The sequence below is a fragment of the Geobacillus sp. FSL K6-0789 genome, assembly GCF_038593135.1.
Classification (GTDB): Bacteria; Bacillota; Bacilli; order Bacillales; family Anoxybacillaceae; genus Geobacillus; species Geobacillus stearothermophilus.
On sequence record NZ_CP151966.1, the window covers coordinates 455,974 to 475,440 of the forward strand.

General features: G+C 51.7%; 17 protein-coding genes and 2 pseudogenes. 15 read left to right on the forward strand and 4 right to left on the reverse strand.

What is annotated here, in order from left to right; translation table 11 throughout:
• Positions 1-82: 82 nt before the first annotated feature.
• The 7 genes from NSQ51_RS02270 (at position 83) to NSQ51_RS02300 (ending at position 9,280) form a co-directional block, all read left to right on the forward strand.
• The gene (locus NSQ51_RS02270) at positions 83-310 is read left to right on the forward strand and encodes a hypothetical protein (RefSeq protein WP_233434103.1); all 228 of its coding nucleotides are present in this window, start codon (positions 83-85) and stop codon (positions 308-310) included.
• A complete protein-coding gene (locus NSQ51_RS02275; protein ID WP_268760411.1) occupies positions 306-1,109 on the forward strand; it encodes a transposase in 804 nt (267 codons plus the stop codon). Before NSQ51_RS02270 ends, NSQ51_RS02275 begins: the two co-directional genes overlap by 5 nt.
• Before the next feature lie 736 nt (positions 1,110-1,845).
• Positions 1,846-3,024, forward strand: coding sequence for an aminotransferase class I/II-fold pyridoxal phosphate-dependent enzyme (locus NSQ51_RS02280; RefSeq protein ID WP_121650057.1), 1,179 nt, complete (start codon positions 1,846-1,848; stop codon positions 3,022-3,024).
• On the forward strand, positions 3,021-4,676 hold the full coding sequence (locus tag NSQ51_RS02285) for a thiamine pyrophosphate-binding protein (protein WP_049624906.1): 1,656 nt from the start codon (positions 3,021-3,023) through the stop codon (positions 4,674-4,676). Before NSQ51_RS02280 ends, NSQ51_RS02285 begins: the two co-directional genes overlap by 4 nt.
• 70 nt (positions 4,677-4,746) lie before the next feature.
• On the forward strand, positions 4,747-6,228 hold the full coding sequence (locus NSQ51_RS02290) for an aldehyde dehydrogenase family protein (protein ID WP_049624905.1): 1,482 nt from the start codon (positions 4,747-4,749) through the stop codon (positions 6,226-6,228).
• Between the two features lie 157 nt (positions 6,229-6,385).
• On the forward strand, positions 6,386-7,543 hold the full coding sequence (locus NSQ51_RS02295; RefSeq protein ID WP_064213395.1) for a saccharopine dehydrogenase C-terminal domain-containing protein: 1,158 nt from the start codon (positions 6,386-6,388) through the stop codon (positions 7,541-7,543).
• A 186-nt stretch (positions 7,544-7,729) separates the two neighbouring features.
• Positions 7,730-9,280 carry an IS1182 family transposase gene (locus tag NSQ51_RS02300; protein ID WP_183085840.1) on the forward strand — a complete coding sequence of 517 codons (1,551 nt, stop codon included), beginning with the start codon at positions 7,730-7,732 and terminating at the stop codon, positions 9,278-9,280.
• A 134-nt stretch (positions 9,281-9,414) separates the two neighbouring features.
• Here the strand turns inward: NSQ51_RS02300 and NSQ51_RS02305 are convergent.
• Positions 9,415-9,624: pseudogene (locus NSQ51_RS02305) on the reverse strand (MFS transporter); the annotation flags it as partial.
• Between the two features lie 2 nt (positions 9,625-9,626).
• On the opposite strand from NSQ51_RS02305, the pseudogene NSQ51_RS02310 reads away from it, so the two are divergent.
• The 8 genes and pseudogenes from NSQ51_RS02310 to NSQ51_RS02345 all read left to right on the forward strand — a co-directional run.
• Positions 9,627-10,679: pseudogene (locus NSQ51_RS02310) on the forward strand (aromatic amino acid lyase); the annotation flags it as partial.
• A 343-nt stretch (positions 10,680-11,022) separates the two neighbouring features.
• Positions 11,023-11,751, forward strand: a complete 729-nt coding sequence (locus NSQ51_RS02315) for a TerC family protein (RefSeq protein ID WP_183085389.1) — start codon at positions 11,023-11,025, stop codon at positions 11,749-11,751.
• A gap of 23 nt (positions 11,752-11,774) precedes the next feature.
• A complete protein-coding gene (locus NSQ51_RS02320; RefSeq protein ID WP_049624901.1) occupies positions 11,775-12,707 on the forward strand; it encodes a D-2-hydroxyacid dehydrogenase in 933 nt (310 codons plus the stop codon).
• 166 nt (positions 12,708-12,873) lie between these two features.
• Positions 12,874-14,061 carry an IS701 family transposase gene (locus NSQ51_RS02325; RefSeq protein WP_339239558.1) on the forward strand — a complete coding sequence of 396 codons (1,188 nt, stop codon included), beginning with the start codon at positions 12,874-12,876 and terminating at the stop codon, positions 14,059-14,061.
• Positions 14,062-14,143: 82 nt separating this feature from the next.
• A complete protein-coding gene (locus NSQ51_RS02330; RefSeq protein ID WP_183085390.1) occupies positions 14,144-14,398 on the forward strand; it encodes a hypothetical protein in 255 nt (84 codons plus the stop codon).
• Between the two features lie 40 nt (positions 14,399-14,438).
• On the forward strand, positions 14,439-14,645 hold the full coding sequence (locus tag NSQ51_RS02335) for a hypothetical protein (protein ID WP_049624332.1): 207 nt from the start codon (positions 14,439-14,441) through the stop codon (positions 14,643-14,645).
• 160 nt (positions 14,646-14,805) lie between these two features.
• Positions 14,806-15,504 carry an amidase domain-containing protein gene (locus NSQ51_RS02340; protein WP_231107650.1) on the forward strand — a complete coding sequence of 233 codons (699 nt, stop codon included), beginning with the start codon at positions 14,806-14,808 and terminating at the stop codon, positions 15,502-15,504.
• Positions 15,505-15,677: 173 nt separating this feature from the next.
• Positions 15,678-15,944, forward strand: a complete 267-nt coding sequence (locus NSQ51_RS02345) for a hypothetical protein (RefSeq protein ID WP_231107651.1) — start codon at positions 15,678-15,680, stop codon at positions 15,942-15,944.
• 143 nt (positions 15,945-16,087) lie between these two features.
• Here the strand turns inward: NSQ51_RS02345 and NSQ51_RS02350 are convergent, their stop codons facing one another.
• The 3 genes from NSQ51_RS02350 to NSQ51_RS02360 form a co-directional block, all read right to left on the reverse strand.
• Positions 16,088-16,810, reverse strand: a complete 723-nt coding sequence (locus NSQ51_RS02350) for a lactate utilization protein C (RefSeq protein WP_049624333.1) — start codon at positions 16,808-16,810, stop codon at positions 16,088-16,090.
• Positions 16,811-17,207: 397 nt separating this feature from the next.
• Positions 17,208-18,341 carry an IS110 family transposase gene (locus NSQ51_RS02355; RefSeq protein WP_342462727.1) on the reverse strand — a complete coding sequence of 378 codons (1,134 nt, stop codon included), beginning with the start codon at positions 18,339-18,341 and terminating at the stop codon, positions 17,208-17,210.
• Entirely contained in the window at positions 18,334-19,467 is a 1,134-nt protein-coding gene (locus NSQ51_RS02360; RefSeq protein WP_121678437.1) for an IS4 family transposase, read from the reverse strand. Before NSQ51_RS02360 ends, NSQ51_RS02355 begins: the two co-directional genes overlap by 8 nt.

A 19,467-nucleotide genomic window follows, 5' to 3' on the forward strand; every position in this document is an offset into this window, starting at 1 on the left:
ATCGGGTTCATGTCTCCTTTTTTGTTTAGTTTGTAAATTTATGTTAGCAAATTTGCTCATCTACAGTTCATTAGATAAGATGTTGAAACACGAACAAGTTTATAAAGAATTACCTGCTCAAACATCGCAACAAATATTAAGATTGCTAGATAAGAACTGGAAGTCATTTTTCAAGGCTATAAAGGATTGGATCAAAAACAAAGAAAAATATTTAGGTAAACCAAAATTGCCTAAATATAAAAAGAAAAATGGGCGTAATGTTGTGATTTTCACGAATCAACAATGTAAGATTAAAGGATGGATACATTAAATTTCCAAAAACTGATTTAAAACTAAAAACAAAGGTTATTGAAGGATTGCAACAAGTGCGAATTGTACCAAAGGGTAGTATTTACGTAATTGAAGTTGTTTATAAAAAAGAAATTCCAAATATGATTCGTGAAAGTAATCGTGTTGTAGGTATTGATTTAGGATTAGATAACTTTGTAACTATGGTAAATAACATCGGTGAAACACCGATTGTTATTAATGGCAAAGGTATTAAATCCATAAATCAATACTACAACAAACAAAAAGCGTATTTTCAAAGTATTTTAAAGAAACAAAATGGATTGGATTGGAGTAAAAGACTAGAAAAATTAACATTAAAACGGAACAATAAAATTAAAGACTTCATGCATAAAGCAAGCAGACATGTTGTAGATTGGTGTGTTAAACATAACATTGATACGATTGTTATTGGTAAAAATGATAATTGGAAACAAGAGGTTGATTTAGGGAAACGACTAAATCAAGCGTTCGTTCAAATTCCTTATGATATGTTTATCCATCAATTACAGTACAAAGCGGAAGAGCAAGGGGTTCGTGTCATTGTAACAGAAGAAAGCTACACATCGAAATGTAGTTTTTTAGACATGGAAGAAATCAAAAAGCAAAAACAATACAAGGGGAAGCGCATCAAACGAGGATTATTCCAATCTGAGAAAGGAATACTGATTAACGCAGATGTCAACGGAGCGTACAACATTATTAGGAAAGTATTCCCAAAGGCGTTTGCCGATGGGATAGAGGGTGTGGGGTTACACCCAGTTAAGCTAAACGTGGCTTAACGAAGAATAATGTTTAATGAAGGATTTTAATATTTTTGAATAAATTAAACATTATTCATAACCTGGAAGTTCGATCAACGGAAAAAGCATGAGCTGGAAAGCGCTCAGTGCTGATCGAAGCAGCGGAGGGGGGGCGAACGTTCATCGCCCCTCTTGTTTGTTGTGCAAATGGGTGTGGTTTTTTATTATTTTTAAAATATATAATTTTCAAAAAATATATTTACAAATCGTTTCAGATGGATTATGATAATGGCATAAGGTGCAAATTTTGAATCATAGAATGATCATGAGGGGAAAACTGCGCAGTCTATCGCGACGCCTTCGCCGGCGCTTCGCTTCCATAGACAGCGGCCAGTTGCGTCATCGAACCGTGGATGATGCCGGCCGCTTCTTTTTATGGCGAAAGGGCCGGGTTTCAGATGGTTGGATCGCGTTTTTTCAGAAGGCCGGTGAAAAAACGCTGTTTTCCTTGATCGATGGGTGAACGTGTGAAAATAGGGTCGATGCTACAAGCTTTTTCTACTTGAGAAGCGATTCCAGTAAGCTGTTGTTTCAGTAAATCACCGGCCTTCTAGCAGCTTCGTGAAAAAGCCTGCTATTCGAGAAAAAAGATTTTGATGATGTCTTGATGTGCGCAAGCCATTAATATTATAGGCTGCTTCTGGAACGTGAGACGGGCATGAGGGGGATGGGCGTGCGCATAAACTGAAACGAAGGGCCATGAGGAGGGATGGGATTGAACACATTTTCCGATATTGTGCAGACGATGCCGCCATATTTGTTCTCCCGATTTCAAAAGAAAAAAGAAGAACTGCTAAAGCTCGGGGTCGATGTCATTGATTTAGGGATCGGCGCCCCCGATTTGCCGCCCCCTTCCTTTATCATCGAAGCGTTGAAAGAAGCGCTCGATGCGCCAGAACACTATACGTATTCGCCGTATGGCGGCTGCAGGGAGTATCGGGAAGCGGTCGCGCGTTTTTATGAACGGGAATATGGCGTCAAGCTCGATCCGGAGACCGAGGTGTTGGCGTTAATCGGCTCGAAAGAAGGAATCGTCCATTTGCTACAAGCCGTTCTCAATCCCGGCGAGCTCGCCTTGGTGCCTGATCCAGGCTATCCTGTCTACCGGACGGCCGTCCATTTTGCCCGCGGCCAGAGCCGATCGCTGCCGCTCGATGCGCAACATGGTTATATTCCTCGGTTTGATGCGCTTCCCTCGTCCGTTTATGACCAAGCGAAAATCATGTTTCTCAATTATCCGAGCAATCCGACGGCCGCCGCTGTCGATTTGGATGTATTGGCCGAAGCCGTTTCACTTGCCCGTCGGCACCGGATGTTCATTGCTCATGATGCGGCCTACTCGTTCGTGACGTTTGCCGGTTTTCAAGCGCCGAGCATTTTGCAGGTGGACGGGGCAAAGGAAGTGGCGGTGGAATTTGGATCGTTGTCCAAAAGCTATAACATGGCCGGCTGCCGCATCGGATACGTAGTCGGAAACCAGGACATGATTCGAGCGCTTTCGGTGATCAAGAGCAACACGGATACGTGCCAGTTTATTCCGATCCAGAAGGCGGCGGTGGCCGCTTTGACGAACGGACGGACGTTTATTCGAGAAAATAGCCGCATTTATGAACAACGCATGAATAGGATGGTCGAGAGACTCCGAGAACTGGGCATCGACGTGCAGCGGCCGAAAGCGACCTTTTTCTTGTGGATCCCGGTCTATGACGGATACTCATCCGAACGATTTGCCGCCAAACTGCTCGAAGAAGCGGGAGTCATCGTCACACCGGGAACAGCGTTTGGACCCGCAGGGGAAGGATATGTCCGCGTATCGCTGTCAGCGCCGATGGAGCGTCTAGAGCAAGCCGTTGAACGATGGAAGCAAGTGAATTGGGAGGAATCGGCGCCATGAAGCGAACGATGCGTCACATCACGGTGGCTCAAGCCATCGTCGAATGTTTCAAACAGGAACAAATCCGTTATGTGTTTGGTGTGCCGGGGGAAAGTTATTTGCCCCTGCTTGATGCCATCTATGATGAGCCATCCATCGAGTTCATCTCCGCCCGCCATGAAGGGGGTGCTTCCTTTATGGCGGAAGGGTATGCGAAAGCGTCGCAAAAGTGCGGCGTCGTGCTGGCTACAAGGGCGGTTGGCGGGGCGAATTTGGCGATTGGCGTCCATACCGCGAGGCAAGATTCCACTCCGATGGTCGTGTTTTTGGGGCAAGTGAACAGCCGCTTCCTAGGACGTGAAGGATTTCAGGAAGTCGATATGGAAGCGTTTTTTCGTCCGATCGCAAAATGGGTGGTCGAAATTCGCGAAGCCGAGCGGGTGCCAGAGCTGGTGCAACGGGCGTTTCGCACCGCGAAAACAGGGCGGCCCGGCCCCGTCGTCGTTTCACTGCCAGAAGATGTCTTTTCCAAAACGATAACGGAAGCAGTGATGGCCGAGACCTATGTGCCGAAGCCGGCCCCAAGGCAAGAGGATATACAGCACATTGAAGAGATTCTGAAGCGCGCCAAACGGCCGCTCGTGATTGCCGGCGGCGGCGTCAAATGGTCGGGAGCGGAGCAGTTGCTGCGCTTATGGGCGGAAAAGTATGCACTTCCGGTCATGGCGGCGTTCCGGCGGCATGATGTGTTTCCCCACAACCATCCGTGCTATGTCGGACACCTAGGTCTAGGGTCGCCCAAAGCGGTCATCGAAACGGCCGAGCAGGCGGATGTGGTGATGGCATTGGGAACGCGGCTATCGGAAGTAACGACACAAGATTACCGTTTGCTCTCTCCCAATCAGACGCTGATTCACATCGATATTGACAGCGATGGATTCGGAAAAGTGTATGCACCGGATCTCGCGGTTTGGGCTGACTGTCAGGAAGTGCTGTCCCGTTTGCTCGATCTCGCGGTGCGGCCGTCTTGGCAAGAATGGGCGGCTGAACGGAGGAAACGGTACGAACAAACAGCCAGGCTGCCGGTGGAACATCGCAATCTCTATGAAGCTGTGATGGCAAGTTTGGCGCGCCATTTGCCAAAAAATGCGGTCATTACGAACGATGCCGGGAATTTCGCCGGTTGGCTCCATGCTTTTTTCCCGTTTGGGGATGGGCACACGTACATCGGCCCGACGTCAGGAGCGATGGGATATGGCATGCCGGCCGCCATTGGCGCGAAACTGGCCTTTCCCGACCGGACCGTCGTTTCTTTATCCGGGGATGGCGGCTTTATGATGACGGTGCAGGAGTTGGAAACGGCCGCTCGATACGATATTCCGATCATCAGCATTGTGTTTAACAATCATATGTACGGCACCATCCGCATGCATCAAGAATTGCAGTTTCCGGGGCGGGTCATCGGCACCGATTTAGGTCGCGTGTCGTTTGCCCGGTTGGCAGAATGCCTAAACGGCCGCGGGTTCCAAGTACAGACGGAACAACAGTTCACGGAAGCGCTTCTGTTAGCGCTTGAGGCCAAGAAGCCGACGGTGATTGAAGTATTGGCCGATCCGGACCACATTTCGGTGGCCGCCACGATCCAGGACTTGCGGGCCAAGAGGAAGTCCTGACGATTATCGCTCGGCGTTCAATGTATAAATTATCTCAATAAATCATCTGGAAAAATGGGGGGAGTATACAGTGAAAATCCAAAACTATATCAATGGAGAATGGAAGGAGCCAAGCACCGGGCAATTTGCGCCGGTGATTAATCCGGCGACGGGGGAAACGATTGCCGAGGTGGCGATGTCCGGGCCAAACGATATTGATGAGGCCGTTCAGGCAGCCAAAGAAGCGCAAAGACAGTGGGCGCTCGTGCCGGCGCCGAAACGCGCGGAAGTTTTATATCGAGTCGGCATGCTGCTAAAGGAGCGGAAAGAACAATTGGCACGGCTGTTGACGATGGAAATGGGCAAGGTGATCGAGGAAGCGCGCGGCGAAGTGCAGGAAGGCATTGATATGGCGTTTTATATGGCGGGGGAAGGGCGGCGGCTGTTCGGCGATACGACGCCGTCTGAGCTGAAAGACAAGTTTGCGATGAGCGTCCGCGTGCCGGTGGGGGTTGTCGGCATCATCACTCCTTGGAACTTTCCGATTGCCATCGCAACGTGGAAGTCGTTCCCCGCGATTGTGGCCGGCAATGCGGTCGTATGGAAGCCCGCGCCCGAGACACCGATCATGGCGCAGGAATTAGCTCGCATTTTTGAAGAAGCGGGCTTGCCTCCGGGAGTGTTTCATGTGGTCCACGGTGACGGACCGACAGTCGGCAATGCGCTCGTCGAGCATCCGGATGTCAAGGTCATCTCATTTACCGGATCGAATGAAGTCGGGCGGATGATTGCGGAAAAATGCGGACGACTGTTGAAAAAAGTGTCGCTTAAAATGGGTGGGAAAAACGCGGTGATCGTCATGGATGATGCCGATTTGACATTGGCGGTTGACGGCATCATCTGGAGTGCGTTCGGCACATCAGGCCAGCGGTGCACGGCGTGCAGCCGGGTCATCGTCCATGAGTGGGTGAAAAAGGAGCTTGAGCGGCGTCTGCTGGAAGCCGTGAAAACATTGAAAATCGGCAACGGGTTGGATGAAACGGTCAAAGTCGGACCCGTCATCCATGAAGAGGCGCTGCAAAAAATCGACCGCTACGTGCGCATTGGCGTAGAAGAAGGGGCGAAACTGCTTGTGGGTGGCTATATATTGCGCGAGGGCGACTATGCGCGCGGCTTTTACTACGCGCCGACGATTTTCACCGATGTCACGCCGAATATGCGCATCGCCCGCGAAGAAATTTTCGGCCCGGTTGTGTCGATCATGTCCGTCCGCAGTTTGGACGAAGCGATCGCCGTCAACAACAGTGTCGATTACGGGCTGTCAAGCGCCATTTTCACCCGCGATGTCAACCGCGTCTTCCGAGCAATGCGCGATTTGGACACCGGCATCGTGTATGTCAACGCCGGCACGACAGGGGCGGAAATTCATTTGCCGTTTGGCGGCACGAAAGGGACGGGCAACGGCCACCGCGACTCCGGCGTCGCGGCGCTTGACGTCTTCACCGAATGGCGGAGCATTTATGTCGATTTCAGCGGCAAGCTGCAACGGGCGCAAATCGATACCGATGATTGAACCGGGCTGTCGCTTGCAACATGGCCGGCAAAAGAGAAGCGAAGATCAACGTGGAACCTATATCGTGAATCGAAGCAGCGGCCGCGGCAAAGATGTGAAAAAAGCGGCTGTCATGTGAGCGTATGGCAAACAATCGGTGACAGAGGGGGAAAGAACGATGAAAGTGCTCGTGCTTGGAGCGGGGCTGATGGGCAAAGAAGCAGCACGCGATTTAGTGCAAAGCCAAGATGTTGAGGCGGTGACGTTGGCGGATGTCGATTTGGCCAAGGCGGAGCAGACGGTGCGGCAGCTTCATTCCAAAAAGCTTGCCGCTGTGCGGGTGGATGCCAGCGACAAGCGGCAGCTGTCGGCTTTCATGAAAGGGCACGATGTGGTTGTCAACGCCTTGTTTTACCAGTTTAACGAAACGGTGGCGAAAACAGCTATTGCAGCTGGCGTCCATTCTGTCGATTTAGGCGGCCATATCGGCCATATCACCGACCGGGTGCTTGAGCTGCATGAACAAGCCCAAGCCGCTGGGGTGACCATCATCCCCGACCTTGGCGTCGCACCCGGAATGATCAACATTTTATCCGGCTATGGGGCGAGTCAACTCGATGAGGTGGAATCCATCTTGCTGTATGTTGGCGGCATCCCTGTCCGCCCCGAACCGCCGCTGGAGTACAACCATGTGTTTTCGCTCGAGGGGCTGCTTGACCATTACACCGATCCGGCCTTGATCATCCGCAACGGCCAAAAGCAGGAAGTGCCGTCCCTTTCGGAAGTCGAGCCGATTTATTTCGACCGGTTTGGGCCGCTTGAAGCGTTTCATACCTCAGGAGGGACGTCGACGCTCTCGCGCTTGTTTCCGAACTTGAAGCGGCTCGAGTACAAAACGATCCGCTACCGCGGCCATGCAGAAAAATTTAAGCTGCTCGTCGATTTGAACTTGACGCGCCACGATGTGGAAGTGGAGGTCAATGGATGCAAAGTCAAACCGCGCGATGTGCTGCTTTCCGTCCTGAAGCCGCTGCTTGATTTGAAAGGAAAAGATGATGTGGTGTTGCTTCGGGTCATCGTCGGCGGCCGAAAAGGCGGGAAGGAAACGGTATTGGAATACGAGACCGTCACGTTTAATGACCGCGAAAACAAGGTAACGGCGATGGCGCGCACGACGGCCTACACCATTTCCGCTGTCGCCCAGCTCATCGGCCGCGGGGTGATCACAAAGCGCGGCGTCTATCCGCCGGAGCAAATCGTTCCGGGGGATGTATATATGGACGAGATGAAAAAACGAGGAGTGGTGATTAACGAGAAGAAAACGGTTCGCTTATGAAAAAAGCATCATAGAGTGATAATAAGAGATGATGACAATGATCCAAATAAAAGGGGCTGACCCAAAACGCGAATGCGTTTTGGGATCAGCCCCCACTTTTTTGCCTCAAATATAGAAGAATCGCCCTTTTTTCTGGTAGAATAGAGTCACCAAAACCACTACCACCGAAAGAAGGGCGATTCTTTTATGAAACATGATCATATTTCCTTTAAAGAGTATACCATGGACAACCTCTCTTTGCCAAGCAACATCGCCGATCTCATTCCACGGGATAACATGGCCCACGTGGTTCATGAGATGGTTGAACGCATCCCGATGGAGACGTTTCTTGCTTACTACAAAGGAGGGGGCGCCTCCGCCTATCATCCGAAAATGATGACCAAAATTCTCCTTTACGCTTACACCCAAAAAATGTATCATGGCCGTGAGATTGCACGGCAGCTCGAAGTCCACCTTCCCCTCATGTGGCTAAGTGGATTTCAAAAGCCGGACTTCCGCTCCATCAATCGGTTTCGTTCGGAGCGGATGAAAGACCTGATTGACGACCTGTTCCGGGAAATGATCACGCTGTTCGTGGCCGACGGCTATGTCAAGATGGAAGATTATTTTGTGGATGGAACGAAAATTGAAGCGAATGCCAACCGGTACACCTTCGTTTGGCGCAAATCGGCTGAGAAGTACCAGGAGAAACTCCAAGCCAATGTCGATCGGCTGATTGCCCAGATCGAGGCGATCGTGGAAGAAGAAAAGGCGGAAGACATCGACCCTTCGCCGGCCTTTACGTCAGAAGAAATCCGAAAGAAAACCGAGGAGTGGGAAAAACGGTTGGAGGCCGAGCCGGACAACCAACCGTTGAAGAAGGCCATCAAGAAGATGAAGGAGGACTACTTGCCCCGCAGTGAAAAGTATGAACACCAACTCCATGTATGCGGGGATCGCAACAGCTATTCCAAGACCGATGTGGATGCCACCTTCATGCGGTTGAAGGAGGATCACATGCGAAACGGCCAGCTCAAGCCGGCCTATAACGTACAGGTGGGTTCTTCCGGCCAATTTATTTTGGGGTATTCCCTTCATCAGAGGCCGGGCGACACTCGTTGTCTTCTCCCGCATTTGGAGACCGTTCGAGAGAAGTACGGCGTGGAACCCGAACGTTTGATCGCTGACGCGGCTTATGGCTCGGAAGAGAACTACGTGAAGCTGGAAGAGAAGCACATATCGGCCTTGATCAAGTACCATACGTATGAGAAGGAGAACACGCGCAAGGTCAAGAAAAATCCGCATCATCAGCAGAATTGGACCTATGTGGAAGAAGAAGACGTTTGGATTTGCGCCAATGGGAAAAAGCTGGTTCGCACCGGAACTTCGAAACAGACCACGGAATCAGGATACACCTCGGTCACCCGACACTACCAATGCCATGAATGCGAAGGATGTCCGTTCCGTTCGGCCTGCACGACTTCCAAGTATGGACGAACCACGCAATGGAACCCCATCTATCATGAACAAAAACAGAAAGCCCGCGAACGGTTGGAGAGTGAAGAAGGGCAAGCCCGATACCGCCAACGCCAAACCGACATTGAGAGTGTATTTGGGCAAATCAAACAAAATCGCGGGTTTCGTCGCTTTGTCCTGCGAGGCCTCCAAAAAGTTTCCATCGAATGGGGGCTGGTTTGTGCTGCCCACAATCTTCTCAAAAAAGCCGCTAGGGACAAGCAATTGTCCTTGGTGGCGTAAATGAGGGGGAGAACAGAGTCGGAATTTTGTTCCGTTTGGTAAAATATACAAAAACCAGAGAGGGCTGACTCCAAAAGTCCGCTTTTTGGCGGACTTTTGGGTCAGCCCCTTCGTTTTGTCCGCAACGGTTGCTTTTATACAGTTTTCGTTGCCGATGGCTCCCGTTTGCGCCAGGCAAGGAAAAGGAATGCAACAAGCGCCAGCGCCATGGCGACCATAAACGGCGCCTTTGCCGAAACGGCATGACCGATGACGCCAGATAGCACTGGAGCGATGGCCGCCCCCATCCAGCGAACGAAGTTGTACATGCCGGAAGTGACGCCGCATTCATACGGCGATGTTTCCGCTGGTCGGCGAGGGTGACGTGATGTACGAAGGGCGGCGGATGTCTGCTCATCAAGCGCTCTCACAAGCAGGGATTTCGCCGCTTTCGTTGCAAGCGAAAGAAGGGCTGGCGCTTATTAACGGCACGCAGGCCATGACAGCGGTTGGGGCGCTCGCTTGCTTGGAAGCGGAGCAGCTTGCGTATGAGAGCGAGTGGATCGCATCGATGACAATCGAAGCGCTGTACGGCATTCTCGATGCCTTTGACGCGCGCATCCACGAAGCGCGCGGATTTTCGGAGCAGGCGGAGGTGGCGGAACGAATGCGCCGCTATTTAGCTGGCAGCCAGCTTGCCACAAGGCAAGGGGAGCGGCGCGTGCAAGATGCGTACTCGCTCCGCTGCATCCCGCAAGTGCACGGGGCATCGCTCAGGGCGCTTCGCTATGTGAAGGAAACGCTTGAAATCGAAATGAATGCGGCGACGGACAATCCGCTCATTTTTGCCGACGGGGCGGTGCTCTCTGGCGGCAACTTTCACGGCCAGCCGGTGGCGATCGCTATAGATTTGCTGAAAATCGCGGTGGCGGAGCTGGCCAACATCAGCGAACGCCGCATCGAACGGCTCGTCAATCCGCAGCTTAGCGAAGGCTTGCCGCCGTTTTTAAGCCCACAGCCTGGCTTGCAGTCGGGAGCAATGATTATGCAATATGTCGCCGCTTCGCTCGTATCGGAAAACAAGACGCTCGCCCATCCGGCCAGCGTCGATTCGATTCCGTCATCGGCCAACCAGGAAGACCATGTCAGCATGGGAACGACCGCCGCCCGCCATGCGTACATGATCGTGCAAAACGCTCGAAAAGTGTTGGCGATTGAGCTCATTTGCGCTTTGCAGGCTGTCGAAGCGCGCGGCATCGAGCGAATGGCCCCGTCAACGAGGCAGTTTTACCATAAGGCGCGCCGCATTGTTTCCTCCATTACAGCTGACCGCGTCTTTTCTGATGACATTGAAGCGGTGGCGGCGTGGTTGAGCGAAAGGGCAAACCATCACTTTCTCCGTGATGAAGCGAAAGCTTAGAAGTCTAGTGAGAAAGAGCCAGGAAGTTGTGGGGTTGCAAGGTTTTTCAACTTGAGAAATACTGTTGGAGGACAGCATTTCCCCTTGAATCACCAGCTTTTTCAAGAAGGGCAAAGCATAGTGGGCGTAGAGGCGTGAGAGCGTTCAAGGATAGGTGTTTGAAAAAATGGTAGTGATATAGACCTTTTCCGCTAGAGATAGGGAAGCAGTCATCAGTGAAGATGGTTTGCTTCCCTAACTTTTTCTACGGAGTTCGGACGATGCAGTGAGCCTTCCCCATAATTGGTTAGGACGAGAGCATTGACAGTCTATTCCATTGTTGTCCCCCAGTCGAATTTGCAGTATGATGAAGAAGAGAGACAAAGGGGAAAGGGTGGGTATATCATTGACTATTTCTGCCACGGCGCTGTTGGCGTTATGGAAGATTATTGCGATTGATATCATTTTGTCGGGGGATAATGCGGTCGTCATTGCGATGGCGACGCGCCGGCTGCCGAAAGACCAGCGAAACAAAGCGATTTTTTGGGGAACAGCGGGGGCGGTGTTGCTGCGCATTTTGTTTGCGGCGGTCATCGTCTTTTTGCTCAACATCCCGTTCGTTCACTTTGTGGGCGGTTTGCTGCTTGTCTGGATCGCCTATAAAGTGCTTGTTGAGCGGGAGGAGGAGGCCAAAGTGCAAGCGGCAGACCGGTTGCCGAAAGCCATCATGACGATCATCATCGCCGATGAGGTCATGAGCTTGGACAATGTCGTCGCCGTCGCCGGGGCGGCGGAAGGGCATCTAGGCATGCTAGTGCTTGGGGTCGCCATCAGCATCCCGATCATGATTTTCGGCTCCAAAGCGATCGTCCATGTGATGGAAAAACATCGTTGGATCGCATACGTCGGCTCGGGCATTTTGGCGTGGACGGCCGGAAAGATGATGGCAGGGGATGAAGGGGTATTGCATTGGTTTCACCTTTCTTACGGCCCGTTCGTCTACGCGGTGGCCGCTGGCGTGACGATTTTGGTCGTGTCTGCCGGCTACATCACGAATAAAAGAGCCGAGCGTGAAAAAGGGACGTTGATTTGAGCGGTTGGGGGTGGTGTGATGCCATGAACATCCGACGCATTCTCGTGACGGGAAGGCTTTATGCCGAGCTTGCCGCCCTTCTTCCGGACAAGCGGCCCGATAAAGCGTTTCGCTTTGTGGCGGAGGAAGAACTGACGGACGATGATTTCGTCTGGGCGGATGCGTACGTCGGCTTTCGGCCGGCCGGGCCGTTTTCGCTTGCCAACTTGCGCTGGGTGCATTCGCTTGGCGCGGGCGTTGACGCGTTTTTATGGAAGCGGGAATGGAAGAAGGATGTGCTGCTGACGCGGACGGTCGGCTCGTTCGGCGAGCAGATCGCCGAATATTGTCTCAGCTACTTGCTGCGCGACGCCCAATGCCATGACGTTTATGCATGGCATCAAGAGCAGCGGCAGTGGAAGCCGTTCGCTCCGAAGCGGCTTGGCGAACAGCGGGTTGTCATTTATGGGACGGGTGAGATCGGCCGGCGCATCGCGGAAACGCTTCGTTTATTTGGGGTTTCCCCGATCGGCGTCTCGCGAAGCGGCCGAGACACGCCGCCGTTTTCGGCTGTTTACCGCCATGAAGAGGCGGGGGAAGCGCTTGCCTGCGCTGATTGGGTGATCGCTGCGCTTCCGCTGACAGAGGAAACGCATCATCTCTTTGACGAGACGTTTTTTGCCTGTTTGCACAACGCGGGCTTTATCAATGTTGGGCGTGGGGCGACGGTTGATGAGACGGCGCTTGTCGGCGCCTTGGAAAACCGAAATGTCCGCCTGGCGGTGCTCGATGTGTTCGAAGAAGAGCCGCTGCCGCCGCACTCGCCGCTTTGGGTTCATCCGAATGTCATCATCACCCCGCATATCGCGGCGCTGACATCAGTTGACGCCGCCGCCCATAGCGTTTTAGACACGCTCCGCCGCATCGAAACGGGCGAACCGCTCGCCAATGCGGTCGATGTGAGCCGGCGGTATTGAACCGGCATTTCGCGTCTTAACCGCGTCACAAAGGTTTTTTAGTAACTGTAGATGAGCAAATTCACTGACATAAATTGACAACTAAACAAAAAAGGAGACATGAACCGGACTCCTTGGGTAAAATAGATGTGCTCAAAACCCATTCACACAAGGAGGTTCATGTCTCATGAATAGATTAGCACATCACCAAGGAATCCACAAGTTTTTCTTCACGCTGGGGTTGACGCTGCAGCTTTCCAAACCGGTCATCAAGCATCTCATTCATATTGTCGATGCCTTGACCACCAAGGGATTCTCGGGAACATTGACTGATATTCATTACTGGAGCTTTCATCCGAATCATCGAACGACGCTCCGTCACTTTTTCACGAAAAGCCCTTGGAACGAGGAAAGGCTGCTTGGGAAGCTTCAAGAGTGGATCCTTTCCCAGGTCGAACGACTGGCCAAACGGAAGAATCAACCCCTTTTTGTTTCGATTGATGATACGATTTGCCAAAAAACAAAGCCTTCGTCACGGGCTGTGCACGCCATTCAAGGGTGCGACTGGCACTACTCGCATAAAGATCATCAATCGGTCTGGGGGCATTCGCTCGTTTGGCTGATGGTGCACACCTTCACGCAGGCGTTCCCATTTGCGTTCCGCCTGTATGACAAGAAAGCGGGAAAAAGCAAGATCGACCTGGCGATCGAGATGCTTTCCTCGCTCAAGGTGAAGCGGGCTCAGCCGGTGTATGTGCTCATGGATTCGTGGTATCCGTCTAAGAAGCTCATTGAAGCCTGCTTGAAACAGGGATTCCATGTCATCGCGATGCTCAAGACGAACCGGATTCTCTACCCGAAAGGCATCGCCATCCAAGCCAAGCAGTTTGCCCGCTATATCGAGTCCAAAGACACCCGCCTCGTCACGGTGGGGCAGGAGCGTTATCGCGTGTATCGCTATGAGGGGGCCATCCATGGCCTCGATGACGCGGTGGTGCTGCTGGCTTGGAAGGCGGATCAGCCGATGGCGCCGGAACATCTTCATTGCATCTTGAGCACCGACCGGGAACTCGGGGACGAAGACATCTTGCGTTACTACGCCCAGCGCTGGACGATCGAGTGCTTTTTCCGGCAGGCGAAAGATCAACTGAAGCTGGATGGATACCGCGTTCGCCACATTCGGGCGGTGAAACGGTATTGGGCGGTGGTGCTGCTCTCCTGCGTGTACAGCATCGCCGAATCCCGACAAAACCTCTCCACCGGGCTGGAGCTTCTTCGGTCGCGGAAAGACCACAGCGTCGTCGAGTTCATTTATGACGCTGCAAAGCAAGAGATTCCCATTGATGTGATCAAAAAACAGCTCCGTATCGCGTAAGGGGTACCCTGTTTGTCTCTCTAACCATGGAAATTATTGTAATGAAAAATGCTCATCTACAGTTTACATGGTAATTATTGTTATGAAAATTGCTCATCTACAGTATATAATAAAATGGTTTGATAAAGATACAGCATCATACTTCACTAAAAATAAATCTAAAGTTATAAAAGCTTTAAATCAGTTAGAAGATTGGATTGATGATGCAAGTGATTTAACTCAAAGTACAATTAAAACTAAATTAAATTCCTTATTACGATCAGCAGGCGTACCGTCTACTTACTCACTATCTATTGCTGACGCAATTGCAAGAACTATTACTTGGTTAATACTTTAACTCTAATCAATTCTTCAGGGAGAAAGGAGAGTAGTATTTCATGAGAAAAATTTACGAATATATATCTATCGACGAAAAAAAAGAAGTAGTTGAAAAATTAAAAGCGGATCTAAAAGAGTTAGAGCAAGAGATAAATCAAAATAAAGATTCCTTTTCAAAATTTGTGTGTGAAATTTTGTATAGTACACGAGATAAATGGCTTTTAGAAATTGAAGAGTTAGAAAATGAAATAAAAGCTAATAGTTAAAACCAAAAAAAGAGCACTCCTTCTGGAATGCTCTTTTTCACTCTATCACATAATTTTTTAACCCCACATGCCATCTTGCAATCACGTCAAATGTGCCATTGGCGACCTCATCCTCACCCGTCACAAGTATGAGTCTATGTTTCCGGGATCGAATGAAGTCGTGATCACCAAGGAAGCGAACATCCCCTATTTCGCTGCCCTGACCAAACGTGATGGTCATTGGCTGATTGTTAAGATGAGCGGTCAAGATACGTATTCGAAAAGGGGACAGGAGAACGGGGCGATGATTAGGGCATCACGATCAGAGACTTTGCCTGCATCAATCACTGGCGGCGATGTTGTAACTCAAGGTTTTTACACCTATTACTCCCGGCAAGGAGCTGTCAACTACGCCAATCGTTGGTGGAATGGACGTAACCCAAAGTACCGATCCTTTTCGAACGATTGTGCTAATTTTGTCTCGCAGTCTTTCTATGAAGGGGGCTCTGCTCGGCAAACTTGGGCGGAACCGTATGTTTGGTGGTACAATACCAAAGGGACTTCGGGAACCGGGGATGATGCATGGACTTACAGCTGGTCTGTGGCTCACGATCAAGCGTATCATCTTTCCCGCAATAACGAGACGGATGAGCACCGTGGCACGTACGTTGCGAAGGCAACTGATCTGCAATTGGGTGACAGCATATATTATGATTTTGACGGTGACGGCATCTTGGATCACAGCGCCATTGTCGTTGAGATCAAGAACGGTCAGCCGTATGTCAACTATCATACCAATGATACGTATCACCGTCATTGGGATTTGGGAGCCAAGACGACAAGGTTCCTCCATGTGACGGATTATTATTGGGTGAACTAACTAAGGAGTGCGATGATAGATAATCCAGCAACAATCCAGTCTGCTATGGACGCATTTCAAAGCTAAGATTCTGCTTAAGCTGTGGGAGCGGAGGAGGATGAAGTGCGCATAGGCATCCCGTTGGTTTTAATCCTTGTAATTGCTTTTTTTCAGGATGTCAGCAGCAACAGACTGTGCCGGGGTATCAAGACATCCCGCTGCATCCACAAGCGAGTGACATTCGTTCGGTGGATGAACGGGTGGAGTTTGTTGTTGCGTCTTCTTCGGCGGAGGAAGTGGCTGACTATTATCTTGACGAATTGGAGAAACGTCAATGGACTCAAGTTGACAGGTGGGGGTCAGCTTTCGTGTATGAGAAGAAGGGAAGGCAGATTTTGCTGGTCGTTACGGATGTGAAAAATCACGCGAAAGTGTCTGTCAGTCCGTTCCACCCGAATTGATCAAGACGTCAAACCGTTGCGAACAACCACTTTTGCCGCATCGAAGTCGGGAAGCCGCTCGCCAATGCGGTCGATGTCAGCCGGCAATATTGCAGGAAAAAAGGTGCCCCATGATATCAAGAAGGGGCACCGTTTCGTTTTGGTCAGCGGTCAGTGACGACGATATACGCCGCTTTCATCGGGCCGTGGACGCCGACGACCAAGTTCATTTCAATGTCGGTCGAGTTGCTCGGGCCGGTGATGAAGTTGATGCATGACGGAATGAGGACGCCTTTTTCAATTTGCTCGTGAATGATGGCCGCCGCTTGCGTCATGCGCGGCACGACCGTGCTTTTCGGGACGATGGCGATATACGTCTTCGGCAAAAAGTGAATGGCCCGCCCTTGTTCATTGCGCGAAAACAAAACGACTGTCCCTGACTCGGCGAGGGTGATGTCACTGAACGCGATGCCGACGTTCGCCTGCTCGGCGGCGTCAATGTTTTGGCGTCCAAGCGCCGGATTCCAAATATGGACGGTCGTTTGTTCCGCGGGCCATTCGTCGCGAAGCAAGGCGGACAGCCCGTACTCGGCAAAGCGCGGGTCATCCGGCACGATGACCGGACCGCCGCCATAGGCGGCCACTTGCCGCCTCAGCGCGCCGGCAAGTTCGGCGCTTGTCGTCTCGATGTAATCGGTATGGATCAATCCGCATTGTTTTTGCAGCACGTTCAGCAAGTCGTCTTGGCTATAGCCGGCAAACACCGTCCATTGCGGCGCATAATCCCATTGCGGCCGAGAGACGCCGGACAGGCGCGGGCTTCTCCCAAGGTGTTCGGCGATGGTTTGCAAAAACGCATCGCGGTTTTGAATGGTGCCACGCGTCATGATGGATTCCCTCCCTCTAGAAATGTTGATGTATCAAGGCTTTTCGGCCCCTCAGGGGTGTCCAAAAAATATTTTTCGACAAAATCCCTTACATCCTTTTTCAGTTTTGTGGATATCTTACAGACCTAGGGTGCGCTTCGCGGCCACGGCTGGGGATATTTTCCTGCCGTGGGGGGAAGCATATTCGATGCACCCTTTGGATCTCCGCGTCGCTGATGAGGACGAACCCTCCCATGTCTCCGGGCGTCTTCGCGCCAACATTCCCTCGTTCGGTCTCGTCATCAGGCGGAGGCCGGCCAAGCTCCTTTAGGGACTCAAGGTCGAATGGATGAAATCACGCCAGCTTCTCCGGTGTCATCTCGTTGTCCAACGATTCTTCCGTTCGCAGGGGGAGGCCTTAGGCCGCCCGTTGCACCTGGGACAAGACGTCCTGTTTCATTCGCTCCGCGTCAAACGCTTGTTTCTTCGTACAAATCGCAAACAGCACATTCAACAGCTTCCGGCACAAGGCGACGATGGACTGCTTTCCGGTCAGCGGATTGACGGATCGGGTCGTATAATACTCATGCAGCTCGCGAAACGCCTCGTTATGCCGAATCAGCGGAATCATCGCCCGAAACAGCACCGAGCGCAACCGTTTCCGTCCCCGTTTGGAGATGTGCTTTTGCCCTTTGCGCTGGCCGGAGGAGTTCTCCTTGAGCGTCAGGCCCGCCAACTTCACCAATTGGCGCGGGTCCCGATAATGGGCGAAGCTGCCGATCTCCGCCAGCAGATCGATGATCGTGGCGTCTCCCAACCCGTCGACCGTTTTCAACCATTGGTACTCCATCGTCGTTTGAACCAATGCCTTCAACTCGGCGTCCAGTGCAGCGATCTCCGCCTCCAATTGGCGGTATCGGCGGACGAGCGCGGCGATCTCAAACCGGGCCATCGCTGTCCCTTCCGTCACCCCAATCGAGTCCTTCGCGGTGTTGATCAACGCCTGAATTTTGGCCTTCTGCGGGCATTTCATCCCTTTGCTTTGCCGGTACACCTCGATGAGCTCCTCGGCGGTCCGACCGGCCATATCAGCCGGAAGCGGCGTCCACTCCAACACCGAAAGCGCCGTTTTCCCCAAGTCACGAAACACGGTCCAAAACTCTGGAAAATACCGATCCGTCCAGCGGACGATCGCGTTTTTCACCGCCGTCTGTTCCTTGCGGAGCTTCTCTTTGAGCGTGCTTCCCACGCGCAAATCGGCTTCGATCTCGTGCAGCAGCCGGGGAACGAGGAATCGTCCGTCTTTTGCCAGTCTGGCAATGACCAGGGCGTCTTTGGCGTCGTGTTTCGTCGGCAGGTTGTCATCAAGTTCTTTCGACCGGCACACATGCGCCGGGTTGACCATGACCAACGGGATCCCGTGCTCCTCGAGGAAGTAGGCCAGGTTCAACCAGTAGTGCCCGGTCGGCTCCACCGCGACGATCACCTCTGACTTCCCAAACGCTTGCATCGCCTCCTGAATCGCTTTATACCACGAGTGTTGATTATCCAAAATTAGACATACGCCTTCCATAAATTTGGGCATACTCAAACAAAGCAGCGGCCATCCCGGATTTCCAATCGAGAGGAAGCTGCCCAGAGAAAAAACGGCGAACAAACGAAATGAAGGAAAGAGAGACGTTCGTCCGTTTTTTGGTTTGATCATACAGCCATCGCAGCAACACATACGCGATGAACGCCGCAAACAGTTGGTTGTATACCGCATTTTCCGTCGTGCCAAACAAGGTCGGGACATTCAGATATTGCTTCACCCAACGGAAAAAGATCTCAACAGTCCAACGTTGTTGGTACATGTCGGCAATGGTTTCCGCAGACGCATGGAAGAGGTTCGTCACGACCCGAATGTCGCGGCCATTCGCATCTCGAAAGATCACTACCCGGTGACGCTTGGTGGAGCGGTATTGTTTCGTTCCCAACTGGCACGTGAAGTCGGCTTGAACCGATGAAGATGCGCTCGGAAGGCGGTTCAAGCTTTTTTTCTGATGAAGTTCGATGTTGTCCTTCATCCGAATGACAAAGAGCTGATGCTGCTCCACAAATCGATCGAGGCGTTCGATTTTGAAATACGCCCGGTCTTCCACCAGCACTTGTTGAGCGTTCGTCAACTGTTCTCCCACCGGGCCATCATGACGCAGTCCGATGGTTTCCACCACGTCTGCCGGCAACGAGGATTCCGGCGAATACGCGACGTGCAGCTTCACTCCGGCGCGTTCGCCGTGATACGGAGCCCATGGGAGGCGGTTTTTCCCGACCGTGACGGTCGTCGAATCCACCACCCGAAGCGGTTTGGGAAACCGAAGCGAACGGCGGGTTTGGCGGTTGCACTTGGAAATGATCAACGCCAACAAGCGTTTCATGATGTCATAGGGAACTTCTTTCGCTTTCTTGGATACAGTTGAATAATGGAATCGCGGCAATCCATACAGAGGCCCCACATCGGCTCCGTGGCGAAAGCTTTTCCATTGATGCATGGCGGCCAGCAGGAAGAAGTGAATCAACTCGCGCAACGTAAAGGTTCGAGACGAATCACGATACCCAACCGCTTCGGCAATCAGTTGAATCTCTTCATCCGAAACAAGTTTTTGCATCAAATTCGGGAGTGTGGTATGCTTGTTCAT